The 13694-nt window shown below is 63.5% G+C and carries 14 protein-coding genes; 10 read left to right on the forward strand and 4 right to left on the reverse strand.

Annotated features, from left to right (window positions below):
* Positions 1-38: 38 nt before the first annotated feature.
* From O1A05_RS04770 to O1A05_RS04780, 3 genes are read right to left on the reverse strand one after another with little or no spacing between them, the layout of a single operon-like run.
* Positions 39-1034 (reverse strand): ABC transporter substrate-binding protein, encoded by a 996-nt coding sequence (locus tag O1A05_RS04770; protein ID WP_270106914.1) that lies wholly within the window; start codon positions 1032-1034, stop codon positions 39-41.
* A gap of 41 nt (positions 1035-1075) precedes the next feature.
* The gene (locus tag O1A05_RS04775; protein WP_270106915.1) at positions 1076-2380 is read right to left on the reverse strand and encodes a cytochrome P450; all 1305 of its coding nucleotides are present in this window, start codon (positions 2378-2380) and stop codon (positions 1076-1078) included.
* 10 nt (positions 2381-2390) lie between these two features.
* Complete coding sequence (locus tag O1A05_RS04780) at positions 2391-3350, reverse strand: PDR/VanB family oxidoreductase (protein WP_270106916.1); 960 nt, start codon at positions 3348-3350, stop codon at positions 2391-2393.
* A gap of 119 nt (positions 3351-3469) precedes the next feature.
* Here O1A05_RS04780 and O1A05_RS04785 point away from each other — a divergent pair, with 119 nt between their 5' ends.
* Positions 3470-4357 (forward strand): IclR family transcriptional regulator, encoded by an 888-nt coding sequence (locus O1A05_RS04785; RefSeq protein WP_270106917.1) that lies wholly within the window; start codon positions 3470-3472, stop codon positions 4355-4357.
* Positions 4358-4372: 15 nt separating this feature from the next.
* Here the strand turns inward: O1A05_RS04785 and O1A05_RS04790 are convergent, their stop codons facing one another.
* Positions 4373-5374 (reverse strand): LacI family DNA-binding transcriptional regulator, encoded by a 1002-nt coding sequence (locus tag O1A05_RS04790; RefSeq protein WP_270106918.1) that lies wholly within the window; start codon positions 5372-5374, stop codon positions 4373-4375.
* Between the two features lie 167 nt (positions 5375-5541).
* Between O1A05_RS04790 and O1A05_RS04795 the strand changes: the two genes are divergently transcribed.
* The 9 genes from O1A05_RS04795 (at position 5542) to O1A05_RS04835 (ending at position 13657) form a co-directional block, all read left to right on the forward strand.
* Complete coding sequence (locus O1A05_RS04795) at positions 5542-6552, forward strand: asparaginase (protein WP_270106919.1); 1011 nt, start codon at positions 5542-5544, stop codon at positions 6550-6552.
* Positions 6553-6561: 9 nt separating this feature from the next.
* Positions 6562-7446: a polysaccharide deacetylase family protein gene (locus tag O1A05_RS04800; RefSeq protein ID WP_270106920.1), complete on the forward strand. Its 885-nt coding sequence runs from the start codon at positions 6562-6564 to the stop codon at positions 7444-7446.
* Between the two features lie 48 nt (positions 7447-7494).
* Positions 7495-8889, forward strand: a complete 1395-nt coding sequence (locus O1A05_RS04805; protein WP_270106921.1) for an MFS transporter — start codon at positions 7495-7497, stop codon at positions 8887-8889.
* Complete coding sequence (locus tag O1A05_RS04810; RefSeq protein WP_270106922.1) at positions 8889-9680, forward strand: SDR family NAD(P)-dependent oxidoreductase; 792 nt, start codon at positions 8889-8891, stop codon at positions 9678-9680. The genes O1A05_RS04805 and O1A05_RS04810 overlap by 1 nt, the downstream gene beginning before the upstream one ends.
* A 48-nt stretch (positions 9681-9728) precedes the next feature.
* Positions 9729-10481: an SDR family NAD(P)-dependent oxidoreductase gene (locus tag O1A05_RS04815; RefSeq protein ID WP_270106923.1), complete on the forward strand. Its 753-nt coding sequence runs from the start codon at positions 9729-9731 to the stop codon at positions 10479-10481.
* Positions 10482-10510: 29 nt separating this feature from the next.
* Positions 10511-10747, forward strand: a complete 237-nt coding sequence (locus tag O1A05_RS04820; RefSeq protein ID WP_270106924.1) for a hypothetical protein — start codon at positions 10511-10513, stop codon at positions 10745-10747.
* Between the two features lie 481 nt (positions 10748-11228).
* Positions 11229-11600, forward strand: a complete 372-nt coding sequence (locus O1A05_RS04825; protein ID WP_270106925.1) for a hypothetical protein — start codon at positions 11229-11231, stop codon at positions 11598-11600.
* A 2-nt stretch (positions 11601-11602) separates the two neighbouring features.
* Complete coding sequence (locus O1A05_RS04830) at positions 11603-12940, forward strand: glycosyltransferase family 2 protein (RefSeq protein WP_270106926.1); 1338 nt, start codon at positions 11603-11605, stop codon at positions 12938-12940.
* Positions 12941-12985: 45 nt separating this feature from the next.
* On the forward strand, positions 12986-13657 hold the full coding sequence (locus O1A05_RS04835; protein WP_270106927.1) for a calcium-binding protein: 672 nt from the start codon (positions 12986-12988) through the stop codon (positions 13655-13657).
* Positions 13658-13694 lie beyond the last annotated feature (37 nt).

The following is a 13694-nucleotide window of genomic DNA, read 5'->3' on the forward strand; positions in this document are numbered from 1 at the left end:
GCCAGCGTTTCCGTTTCACGCGCTGGCGCGGTTGCCCCTCACGGGGCGACTGTCAGGCTGGCCACGTCCAACTCCTCTGAGATGATCCCGTATTCCACCATCAGATCCGCTCCGGACTGCAGGGCGTCGACTTTCAGCTCCGCATCGTAGTGGGGCAGCGCCAGCTCCTCCGCGACGTCGGCGCTGATCTGCGTGTATTCAGGGACCAGCTCCAGATGCAGTTCGCGGTTGTCCGTCAGGTCTTCGGTGGACTGGCGCAGGGCCTCCTGGAAGGCTGCGATCACTTCCGGATTGTTCTCCGCGAATTCGCGGGTGGTGACCCAGCCGCCGACGGGCATGTCCTGGGCGGGGCCAGCGAACATGTCAGCAATGCGCTTCAGGCCAGCCTGACGAGCGAGGGTCTGGAAGGGTTCGACCTGCCAGATCGCATCGACGTTCCCATTCGTGGCGGCAGCGGCCATGTCGGGATTCGGCATCTCGACCAGATCCACCGCGTCGCGGGTCAGTCCTAGTTCCTCGAGCTGTGCGTAGAGAGCGACGGTGCCGATGTTCTGAAGATTGTTGACGGCGAAACTCTTCCCGTCCAGGTCTTCCAGGCTCTCGACGGGGGAATCCTCGGGGACGAAGATCCCGTGATCGTCGGCGGCAATATCGTTGCCAGAGATCATCACCACGGGCAGACCGCGCTCGGCCGCCAGAAGCACTGAGGTGTAGTTGCTGTAGAGGATGTCGACGTCGCCGGAAATCAGGGCAGGGATAGCAGCGGCACCACCTTCGGTTTGGGTGAGTTCCGCATCAATCCCGCCGTCGGCGAGGTATCCAGCCTGCTCCGCGTGCACGATGCTTGCGGTATGCACCAGCGGAAAATAGCCGATGGTCACTTCGGAGCCGTCGCCACCAGCGGCGGAGCCTTCCGTGGCCGGGGGCTCCTGTGCAGACGAGGCGGAGCCGCATCCGGTGGCAACCAAGGCCGCGCAGACGAGACCGATGACTCCCCAGAGGCGGCGCGGACGGGGTGTGGTGGTCGTGGACATGGTGTTCTCCCTCAGATGGTGGTGATGACGTGCGTTAATGGTCAGGTGGTGTGCAGGCGCAGGGGCAGCGAGGCCCATCCCAGTAGGGTGTTGTTGATCTTGCGCTCCGGTGCGGCGGCGAACTCGAGATGCTCGACTCGCTCCAGCAGGGCGATGAGAATGCAGGCGGCTTCTAGCCGTGCCACATGCTGGCCGGCGCACTGATGAATGCCGCTGCCGAAGGCCACATGACCGGAGGGGTTCCGGTCTAGGTCGAAAGCGTCTGGATTCTCCCAGCGCCGCGGATCACGATTGGCGGCACCCAAGAACATCAAGACCTTCTGGTCGGTGGGAAGCGTGGTGCCGCCGATACTCACCTCGCGGGTGGTGGTCCGGAAGAAGGTCTGGACCGGAGACTCTAAGCGGAGCGCCTCCTCAAAAGCCCGGCGAACCAGACTCGGATCGTTGCGGAGGCGCTGATACTGCTCCGGGTTCGACGCCAGGTGATACAGCACCGCGGAGATTCCGTACACCGTGGTGTCGACGCCTGCAGTTAGCAGGGACCGGACGATCATCGGGGCCTGCTCCTCGGTGAGATCGCGATGATCCGTCCGTGCCCAAATGTCGGCACCGAAGCCTTCCGCTGACAATGCCTCGCGCGGGCATTGTTGGGCAACCCAGGCCATGACCGGCTTGATGGACTCCATCTCGTCGGTGACGAGGCGGTTGCGCGGACCGAAGGCGTTGAATGCGAAGTTGCCGTAAGGGAGCAGATTCTCGAGCCCGCCTTGCGTCAGGCCCACCGCATCGGGGAAGACCTGCAGCGGATACACCTCCGAGATGGCGGTAACAGCATCCAGCTCCCGGGTGCCACCGATTCCCTGACCCAGCAGCGAGTCCACGAGCCGGTGAGCCGTGTCCATCCAACCCGACTCATAATGGCGCAACCGCCGAGGACCGAGGATCTTCTCCAGTGCGGCCCGCGGTGCATCGTGGCGCGGCGGATCTGCTTCCAGCAGCAGAGATGGTGCGCGCCAGGGTTCCTCCCGGTTGAAGTTACTCAGGCCCACGCCAGCACCGCTGGCGAAATCCTGCCAATTCTCCAGGGTTTCGCGGACCACCTCGTAGCGGGCCACCGCGTAGGTGTCGTACTGGGGGAGATACACGAGATCACGGCCAGCTTCACGCAGCTGCTCGTGCATCGGGTGGGGGTTGGCGAGGACGGCCTCGTCGAAGGGATCAACGTCCACGACGGCTGCCGTCGATGCGATCCGAGGTGCTTCATGAGTAGCGGGACCATCCGCGGATGATGATGGAGCACCAGTGGCTCCCGAGAACGGGCAGCGAGAGGCGGCGAGCGACGTCATGGGAATCCTTTCAGAGATCGAGGACAAGAGAGTCGGACAGGGACCGGGATACGCACGGAAACATGCAGTCGTTGCGGGATCGTTCGTCGTCGTCGAGCAGCGCGTCGCGATGATCGACCCGCCCCTCGATGACGCCCACCTCGCAGGTGCCGCAGACACCACGGGAGCACGACGTGATGACGTCGATGCCCGCGTCCGAGAGCACATTCACGACGGAGTCGGAGCTCTTTGCGGTGATGCGGCGACCGCTGCGCGACAGCACGATGTCGAAGGACTCCCGGCTGACCGGCACATCTGCCAGGGGGCTGCTGAATCGCTCGAGGCGCAACTGTGACGGCGGCAAGACAGCACATTCATCCGGTAGAGCGTCCAGCAAGTGCTCCGGCCCGCAGGCGTACACGAGGGTGTGCGGGTCTGGTGTGCCCAGCCACTGCTTCACGGAGGCACGGTGGCCATGGCCTGAGGTGTGCACCGTGACCTGGTTCGAATAACGAGAGGCCATTTGACGGTAAGCCATGCGTCGCTGATCGCGGCCGAGGTAGAGCAGACGCCAGGGGATGTTCAGATGCTCTGCCTGCTGAATCATCGGTAGCAGCGGGGTGATGCCGATTCCGCCGGCAATGAAGCGATACTCAGTGGCCGGGGCCAGCCGGAAGTTGTTGCGGGGCCCGCCGAAGCGAACCCGGTCGCCGACCCTGAGCTGGTCGTGGATCTCCTGTGAGCCTCCGGAACCGCGAGGATCTCGCTGTACGGCCACTCGGTACTGGTGTGCCTGCCAGCGGTCACCGCACAGGGAATACTGCCGTACGCGGCCGCTTGGCAGAATGAGATCAATATGAGCACCAGGGGCCCAGTCTGGGAGTCGGCCGCCATTTCCGCGCTGCAGAGTGAGCTCGACGACACTGTCAGACACCGGAGTGCGCTGAGTGATGACGAGATCATCGCCGTGTTGAGAAATGCTGTCGTGCAATGGACTCCTCCGATCCGCCGAAGTGGTGGTGAATGACGCTGACGCGTCGCCCGCCCACTGTGACATGCATCACGTAAGATGGTGATGCAAGGTTTCCAGTCACCGGAAATGAGGAGAATGTGCCGCAACGACGCGAAGGGCCGGTGTCTGCCTTGGGGCGGCATCTGCGCATTCTTGATGCCTTTGCAGTGGGCACTGCTTTTTTGACGTTGTCAGACATCGCGAGGAGGTCAGAGCTCCCGATCTCCACGGCGCATCGACTGGTGGCCGAGTTGGAGCACGAAGGCCTGCTTGAACGGTTGCCGGATCGTTCGTATCAACTGGGGTTGCGCCTGTGGGAGCTGGCCGCGCGGACACCACGAGCCTTGGGGTTGCGGGAAATCGCTGCGCCCCTGATGCGCCTGGTGCAGGACCAGATTCGGCAGCATACGCAGCTGGGGGTGGATGGTGGATATGACGTGGTGTATCTCGACCGACTCTCGCGGCATGACGCGGTGGTCAACGCCACCGTCGTGGGAGGACGGATCAGCCTGGGGGCCTCTGCCATCGGGCATGTCTTGCTCTTGAACAAGTCAACGGAATTCCTGCAAGAACTCGTCGATTCCGGGATTCGGCATTACACGGATGCCACCCCTCGCACCGTGGCGGAGCTGCAAAGCGTGCTGGACGAGGTGCGACGTCGAGGTGTGGCGATCGCCAACGGCTTTGTTCATCCGCTCGCGCGAGGCATGGCGGCGCCCATTTATGGACCTGACGGCGCGGTGGTAGCCGGCTTGGGAGTGGTGGTCCCGTCAGCTGATCCGGTGAAATCTCGGGACGTGGAGTTGCTACGCTCAGCTGCTGCAGCGATCACCAAGCAGTTGCGTAGAGCGTATGTTGATCCTCGGCACCCACATGCATTGCCTGGCGCAAAATTTCGTGTGCTGATCAATTCTTCGGCCTCGTCGATGCAGTACTTCGATGAGGAAACGGGAACTATCTCGGAGCGGGGCGCCCCGGGGCACTAGGGCTACTCGTGGCCATTACGCCGTGGCACGGATGACCATTTCGGGGGTCAGCTGCTGGGCGGCGACGTCACGGCCGGCGAGGAGATCTATCAGGGCCTGGAACCCGGTGCGGCCCATCTCATGCATGGGGGAACGGACCGTCGTCAGGTGTACCGCCGAAGCCAGGGGAGTGTCGTTGAACCCGATGAGGGCCAAGTCCTCGGGCACGCGCACGCCGTGCTGGGTAAAAATTCCGATCGCACCAATGGCGGAGAAGTCGTTGGCGGAAAATACGGCTTCCGGCAGGGGCCCGCGCTGGATGAGTTCTTCGGCCGCGGCACGTCCGGCGTCGGCGTCGAACCCGCCCGGAATTACTCGATCTTCCGGCAGGGTGTGTCCGGCTTCTTCAAGGGCTGCGCGGAATCCGGCCAGGCGGTCGCGCGCGGTGGAGGCGCGCAGGTCGCCGGCGATCACGCCGAAACTGGTGCGCCCGCTGGCCAGAAAATGCTGGGCGGCGAGGCGCCCGCCCTCGTAGTCATTGCAGGTCACCGAAAGATGTCCGGTGGAGCGTCGGTTGACCAACACGAACGGGATGCCGCGGTCCTTCAGCTCATCCAGGTAAGGGTCCTCGAAGAGCGCGTCGCCGAGAATGAGCCCGTCCACACGCCGGTCCAAGAGTTTCTCCACCTTGGCCCGATGCGCCTCCTGGTGGTCCAGGGAGTTGGCCACCACGGTGAAGTAGTCCTGCTCGGTGGCAGCCTCGTCGATGCCCTCATAGATGGTCGCCAGCACGAAGTCCTGTAGGCGCGGGACCACGACGCCGATCATCCGCGACTTCGCGGTGCGCAGCGAGGCGGCGTACGGATTCTTCGAGTATCCGCGCTCGCGGGCCAAATCCAAAATGCGTTGAGCGGTCTCCGGTGAGGCCCAGCGCCCATTAGCGGCATCCGGGTTGTTGAGTACCCGAGACACGGTGGAGGCGTTGAGGCCCAGCTCTTCGGCGAGAGCTTTGAGGGTGACGGAGGACCGACTGTTCACACTGAAACCTTTACACGCTCGAAACATGTTCGAAAACTTTTGTGTTGCGCCTCACATACTCGTGAGCTAATGTCATCATTGCACACGCTACACAAACGTTTGCGGCATTCGATTGGGTAAGCGTGTGTCCATCGGTTCAACAGCCACAGAAAGCAGGGCGACACAACGTGACCACGGTCAAAATTCTGGGAACGGGCGGAACCATCGCCTCCCGTGCAGTCGACGGGCACGGCGCCGTGGCGTCCGAGCCGGTCGAGAACCTGCTCGACGGTGTGGATCCAGAGGTGACCGTGCGCTCCCGAGATGTGATGACCACCGGCAGCTATCGGCTGACCTTGCGTGACATCCGGCTGATCGCCGAGTCCGTACTCGACGAAGCCGCCCGGTCTGAGAACGACGGCATCGTCGTCACCCATGGCACCGACACCATGGAGGAGACCGCATTTCTGGTTGACCTGGTGCTCGCCGAGCGCGTGCCGGTGGTGTTCACCGGCGCCCAGCGCTCCGCCGATGCCACCGATACCGACGGTCCACGGAATTTGGCCGATGCCGTGCACACAGCGGCCGATCCACGTACTCAGAACTGGGGTGCCGTGATCTGCTTCGACGGCGAGGTACGCGCAGCCACACAGACCGCGAAAATGCACACCCTGGCCAGCGCTCCCTTTGCAGGGGGTGCGCTGCTGGGACGCGTGCACTCCGGCCGGCTCTCGCCAGTCGCCGACCCCGTGCGTCGAGCAACCCTGGGGCGCCCGAGTGCAGAATTCGACACCACCCGGGTCGACATCGTTCCGATCTATCCCGGTTCCGACCCGGAGCTGCTCGATCTGCTGGTGGAGCGCAGTACCCAGGGCATCGTGCTGGCCGGCACGGGCTCGGGCAACGCGGGTGCAGGGTACGTCGAGGCGGTGCGGCGTGCCCGCGCTGCCGGCGTCGTCGTCGCTCTCTCCACCCGTGTGCCCTACGGCCCCGTGGTTCCAATCTATGGCAACGGCGGGGGAGTGGATCTGGTGGCCGCCGGAGCGATCCCCACCGGTGCACTGCACCCCTTCCAAGCCCGCATGCTCATGGCGCTGTTGCTGTCCCACGGCGTCAGCGAACCAGATGTGGCCGCGGCTTTTGCAGCCGATGCCACTGACCTCAAACCATCATCCACCCCGCAACACCCATCCGAGTAAGGAGTCACCATGACGAAGAAGATCTATGTTTCCGTGGGCATTGACGTCGACGCTGTCGGCGGATGGCTCGGTTCTTACGGCGGCGAGGACTCTCCCGGCGATATTTCCCGGGGCCTGTTCGCTGGTGAAGTCGGCGTCCCCCGTTTGCTGCAGCTAGCTCAGCGCCGCGAGATGCCGGTGACCTGGTTCTGGCCCGGCCACTCCATCGAAACCTTCCCGGAACAGTTCGACCAGGTGGTTGCCGCGGGCCACGAGATCGGCGTGCACGGCTACTCGCACGAGAACCCGCTGGCCATGACGCGCACGCAGGAAGAGGAGATCCTCGATTACTGCACCGATCTCATCACCACCCGTACCGGTACCAAGCCCGTGGGTTACGTGGCCCCCTGGTGGGAGTTCTCCACCGTCACCAACGAACTGCTCGCCGAGCGCGGCTTCCTCTACGACCACTCGCTGATGCACGACGACCACACCCCGTACTACGTGCGCGTCGGCGATGAGTGGACCAAGATCAACTACGACGCCGCCTCCGCCCACGAGTGGATGAAGCCGCTGGTCCGTGGCCAGGAAACAGACCTGATCGAGATCCCGGCCTCCTGGTACCTCGATGATCTGCCGCCCATGATGTTCATCAAGTCCTCCGCGAACTCGCACGGCTTCGTCTCCCCGCGCGACATCGAGGACCTGTGGCGCGACCAGTTCGACTGGGTCTACCGCGAGATGGATTACGCCGTCTTCCCCATCACCATTCACCCCGATGTGTCGGGCCGCCCGCAGAACCTGCTGATGCTGGAGCGCCTCTTCGACCACATCGCCTCCCACGACGGCGTCGAATTCGCCTTCATGAAGGACGTTGCCGCCGATTTCGCACAGCGTTTCCCTCGCGCCCAGTAGTCACTCGAGAAGCCGGACTCTCCCGAAAACTCACCGAAAAGAGCCACCATGACCACCTCCAGCACCACACCTGTGTCCACGGCACCTGCCCCGTGGGATGTGGAGATGACGCCGAAACTGATTCGGAAAGTCTCCCTGGTCTGTTTCGTCGCCTGGGTCGTCTCCGTGTACGACTTCACGCTATTCGGCACCCTGCTGCCCGTCATCGCCGAGGACTTCGGCTGGTCCACCGCCCAGTCCACCAGCATCAATACGCTGGCCCACGTAGGTGTCTTTATCGTCTCGTTGGTCGTGGGCCCCATCATCGACCGGCTGGGACGCCGCAACGCCCTGGTGATCCTGATGCTCGGTGGGGCCCTGGCCTCCGGATTCACCGGTATGGCCACCGGTGCGGTCACCATGATCATCATCCGCTCGATCACCGGGCTCTCGCTGTCCGAGGAAGTCGTCAACGCGGTCTACCTCTCCGAGATCTATCGCAAGGTGAAGAACAAGGGCCTCTTCTACTCCGTGGTCCAGGCCGGCTACCCGATCGGTGCTCTGGTGGCTGCCGGCATGTCGGCCCTGCTGCTGCCCGTGATCGGCTGGCGTTGGAGCTTCGCCGTGGCCGGCGTGCTGGCACTGTGCGTGGCGCTGTGGGCGACGCGTCTTCCGGAATCCCCGGTGTTCGCTGCCATGAAGGAAGCACGACGCCGTAAAGAAGTGGGCGACGACGACGGCGCCCAGCGCCTGCTCGACCAGCACGGCCTGGAAGCCGAATCGCACGCCCGCACCGGCGTCAAAGACGTGTTCACCCGTGACCTGTGGCGTCACACCACCCTGCTGGCCGCCGCCTGGCTGTTCAGCTGGATCGGCATCCAGGTGTTTTCCGTGCTCGGAACCACCGTGCTCGTGGAAGCCAAGGGTGTCAGCTTCGAAAACGCACTCGTCATCCTGGTGGGCGCCAACGCCGTCGGCTTCGTCGGCTACCTCTTCCACGGCTGGCTCGGTGATGCGATCGGGCGCCAGAAAACCGTGGTGCTGGGCTGGCTCGCCGGTGCGTTGTCCTCTTTGATCATGCTGCTGGTGCCCGGATCCACCTGGTTCGTGATGGCCCTCTACGGCCTGACCCTGTTCTTCCTCACCGGCCCCTTCGCCGCGCTGCTCTACTACATGGGCGAATCGTTCCCGGCCCATGTGCGCGGCATGGGCACCAATGTGGCCCACGTGATGGCCCCACTGGGTGGCATCGTCGGATCCGGGCTCTTGAGTCTGCTGCTGTTCCTGGGCCTGGAGATGACCTGGGCGGCGTTGTGCTCGGGCACCATCGGGCTGCTGCTGGCCGCATTATGCATGATGGGCACCCGGCGTATCGACCAGACGGCTACCGATGAGTCCGCTGCCGCCCTAACTGCCCCCGAAGATTCTTCGACTTCTGATCTGCACATGAAGGAGCACCTCTAATGACACCCGAGACGACACGCGACGACGGACTGGGCGGCAAGGTTGCCCTGATCTCGGGTGGCGCCAGCGGGATCGGCCAGGCGCTCGCCGTCGCCTACGCCCGCGCGGGCGCACACAGCGTGGTCAACTATTTCCCGGGTGATGACCACGACGTGCAGGCCACGGTGGCCGCGGTGGAAGCGGCTGGTGCCCGCTGTGTGGCCGTGCCCGCTGATGTGCGCTCTGAGGCGGAATGCGCCGCGATGGTCGAGGCCGCAATCAGCGAATTCGGCCGTCTCGACATCGCCGTGGCCGCCGCCGGGATCCTGCGCCGCAGCGCTCTGGGTGAGATGACTGACGCTGCCTGGAACGACATGCTCGACGTCGATCTGAACGGGGTGTTCCGCATCTTTCGTGCCGCAGCTGCGGCGATGAACGACGGCGGCGCCATGGTGGCCACCTCCTCCATCGCCGGCGGCGTGTATGGCTGGGAGGAACATGCCCACTATGCGGCGGCGAAGTCCGGGGTGCTCGGACTCTGCCGCTCGCTGGCCGTGGAGTTGGCACCGCGCCGGATCCGCGTCAATGCAGTGATTCCCGGGCTCATTGAGAGCCCGCAGTCCCTCGACGAGAAGAACTCGCTGGGCAAGGACGGGCTCGACGCCGCCGGAGGGATTATCCCCTGGGGACGGGTCGGCACCGTGGACGAATGCGCCCGCACCATCCGCTTCCTGACCAGCGACGATGCCGCCTATGTCACCGGTCAGGAGCTGATTGTCGACGGCGGACTCACCATCCGCTGGCCGAGCTGAACCACGGCACCGTAACGAAACATCAACGAAGGAGAGGGTAAAGGACACATGGCAGAACAGAGCCTGAAGGGGCAGGCAGTGGTGATCACCGGGGCCGCCAGCGGCATCGGAGAAGCCATCGCCGAGCTGTTCGTCGCCGAAGGCGCAGCCGTGGCGGTGTTGGACCTGAACCGGGAGCGCGCTGAGGCGATCGCCAGCCGGTTGTCGGAGCGAGGGACGGCACACGCCGTCGCTGTGGACGTGATGGACTCCGACTCAGTGCAGGCCGGCATGGACCGGGCCGCAGAGCTGCTGGGTGGCATCGACATCGTGGTTGCCGCAGCGGGGATTCTGGATGAGACCCCGCTGGCGGAGATGAGCGTGGAGACCTTCGACCGCACGGTCGCGGTGGATCTGCGCGGTGTCTTCCTAGCATCACGCTGGGCGCTGCCGCACCTGATCGAGCGCGGCGGCGGGCGCATCATCAACATCGCCTCGCAGCTGGGCATCAAGGGCGGGGTGGGGCTGACCCACTATGTGGCCGCCAAGGCTGGGGTGATCGGCATGACCAAGGCCATGGCCTTGGAACTGGCGCCACACCACATCCTGGTGAACACCATCGCTCCGGGGCCCATCGAGACCCCCCTGGTGGACGGGCTGAGTCCGGAATGGAAGCAGGCAAAACAAGCCGAGCTGCCCATCGGTCGCTTCGGTACGGCGGCAGAAGTGGCGCCCACCGCGCTCTTGCTCGCTTCCTCGCCCGGCGGGAACCTCTACACGGGGCAGACCCTCGGCCCGAACAGTGGCGATGTGATGCCCTAATGTGTGGCGCTTGCGGCGGTGGTCGACCGGTGTCGGCGACCACCGCCCTGATCAACCAGCACGGTGTGAAAAACACCGTGCTGGTTGCGTTGCGCGCTGAACTGCCTCGAGGGTGGGCGCTCACCGCGCAGGGGGATACCTGGGTCTTGCGGTCGGCGACCGGTTCTCAGCGTGTGTACCTCGATATTGACGATCTATTGCACGAGCTTTTTCAGCGGTGGAGCATCCCGGCTCCCGCAGTATTGCAACGATCCTCAGGCTTGTGACGCGATTCACTGAAGCTTAGATGAAGTTTTTTTGTGAGGATTTGCTCGCGACGTCGTCTGTAAATGGTGTCTGGACAAAAATGCCCTGCCCGCTTTGAGGTAGGGGCGAAGATGAGGCACCAGCGAAGGAGGCGACGGCTGCTGTGCGTAAATTAGTAACTCGGCACCGCGTCGAGTGGCTTGGATTCAACTCGGCACCACAATGTGTGCGAGCGCCGTTCGGCGATACTTTCTGACGCCTTTGAAAGGCCCTTGGCCTCACGTGCCTGTCGGTATTCCAGCGCTACTTCACAGTATGTTACTGGCGAGAATTAACTACTCACCGGTAATGCTTCGCAGGGCTGTTGTAATTGCCAACTTAGTGGCACACTTAATTGAAGACTCACGCGTCTGGCCTTTTTCCGCGCGCATAGCGCTCAGCGATAGATAAGACCTTACTTCGTCGCGCCTTCATCACCTTGAACAAGAGGAAAAGATCACAGTGACCCCTGTATCGGAATGCCTGGATCAGGCATGTGTAATCTCATCGACGAGCTTCGACGTCATGATGGCAGTCGGGCGTTTTCTCATGACACTTTCTGCGGGCCTCTTTGCCGCGTACGTCCTGTTTTTCGGCGGAGCTCTGCTGTTGTTCGCTCTGCGTGATCGGCTGTCCCCGAAGACAGTTACCACCGGTCGCGACGGCGATAGCCCTGCTTCTCCATCGAAGCGCCCGGTAACCGTGTCGGCGCCGGTTCTCGAGGGCCGCTCTGCCGCACCGGCCTTTGCGCGCACCTCGGCCGCGAAGCACAGCTACGGCACACCTAACCGTACGTTCCAGCCGTCCAGCGCTCAAGGGGGCGCATCGCTGTGATCATGCTTTTCGGCCACCGGGTCGATGTGGTCCTGATGATCGCGTTGCTGCTGATCGTCAGTGCCGTCGCCTACGGTGTCACGCTCTTGATTCTGTCGCGCTTTGAGCGCAAAGGTCGCCCGGCGGATGAGAATGCTGAAGCGGCTGCGGCCTTTGCCGAGCAGGCGCACGTCGTTTTCGTCATCCCCTGCCTGAACGAGGAGCGGGTGATCGGCAACAGCCTCGATCGGCTCAGCTCGTTCGAGAGCGATCGGATGACCTTCCTGGTGATCGACGACGGCTCGGACGATGAAACGGCGGCCATTGTCGAAGCGCACCCGGACGAGCGCGTGAAGCTGCTGCGCCGGGTGGCACCCAATGCACGGCAAGGCAAGGGTGAAGCGCTGAATGCAGCCATTCCACTGATTGGCCGCGGTCTGATCGCCCCCGGTGCGGATCCGGAGAAGGTGATCGTCTGCGTGATCGACGCCGACGGACGGCTGGATCCTGAAAGCATGGAGAAGGTCCTGCCGCTGTTCATCGACCCGGATCTGGGCGCGGTGCAGGTCGGGGTGCGCATCAATAACCGCTCCAGCAATCTGCTGGCTCGGATGCAGGACATTGAGTTCGTGCTCTACACCAAGGTCTTTCAGCGCGGCCGACGCCACTTCAATAGCGTGGGCTTGGGCGGCAACGGCCAGTTCGTCCGCCTGGCGGCGCTGAACATGTTGGGCGAAAAGCCGTGGTCGCGCAGCCTCGCCGAAGATCTTGATCTGGGCGTGCAATTGATGGTCAACGGGTGGAACACGGAGTTTGAATCCTCCGTTGCCGTGCATCAGCAGGGGCTGGAAGACATCAAACGCTGGGTGAAACAGCGCACCCGCTGGTTCCAGGGGCACCTGCAGAGCTGGACCATGATCCCGTGGGTCATGCGTAATCTCTCGGGCCGACGGCGCGTGGACCTGACTTACCACCTCAGCTCGCCCATCCTGTTGCTGATCGGCTCGCTGCTGTCCGTCGCCTTCGCGCTGTGGACCGTCTACCTGGTAGTCGCCGCGGTCACGATGACCCTGGAATTCTCCCCTTGGTGGATCACCGCGTACCTGATCGCCTTCGGGGTGCCGCTGCTCTACGGGATCGTCTACTGGCAGCACAACCGCGACGACGGCAGCGGTCTGCTCAAGACCTTCCTGCTGATGCACGTCTTCACCCTCTACTCCACGCTGTGGTTCCTCGCCGGATGGCGCGCCACCTGGAAGACCCTGCGCGGAGAGATGGGTTGGTCCAAGACCGAACGCATCGAAGAGCACGCCGTCGAAGATGCCGCAGAAGACCCGGTGGACCACCACGCCAAAGCGTGAGGACGATGACCATGATGACGACCGAGAAAGCGAGGGGCCTACCGCATGGTTGCACGCACCCGACGGCGAACCGCGATCTGGGCGGCGGTAGCTGCCCTGATCCTGGTCGTCACGTTGGTCATCGTCATGATGATGCGCGCTGAAAACGAATGGCACGAGGGGGAAACCCACGGCACCTGGCAGGTCCGCTATAACGGGCACGGCACTGTGACCGGGGATGAAACGTCGGTCACCCTCGAACCGAAATTCGCAGAATCCTGGGACGTCACCCACGGTGGATTGGTGCACACCGTCGGCCAGTGCGACAGTCCCGAATTCTCCGTGACCGTCCACACCGAGGCTGCCGTCCGCCAGGGCGAGCCGAATGTGTGGGAAGTCGGTTGGGTGCTGTGGAACTTCACCGATGACACCCACTTCTACGCCGTCGTGCTCAAACCCAACGGCTGGGAACTCTCCAAGCAAGACGCCGACTACCCCGGCAATCAGAGGTTCCTCGCCTCTGGCTCGGACCGCACCTTCCCCATCGGCCAGGACTATCGCCTCACCGTGGAACAGGACGGTGCCACGGCCACCGTGTTCGTCGACGGCGAGGAACTGGTTTCCTACACCGACGAAGACCAGCCCTACCTCCACGGAAGCATCGGCCTCTACACGGAAGACGCGCGCGTGCGCTTCTCCGATTTCGAGCTCCCCGACTGCGCTCGCACCACCGGCTAGGCCGCAGCCCACCACGAACGCTCCAGTACACAAGGAC

Source organism: Citricoccus sp. NR2, assembly GCF_027594385.1.
Classification (GTDB): domain Bacteria; phylum Actinomycetota; class Actinomycetes; order Actinomycetales; family Micrococcaceae; genus CmP2.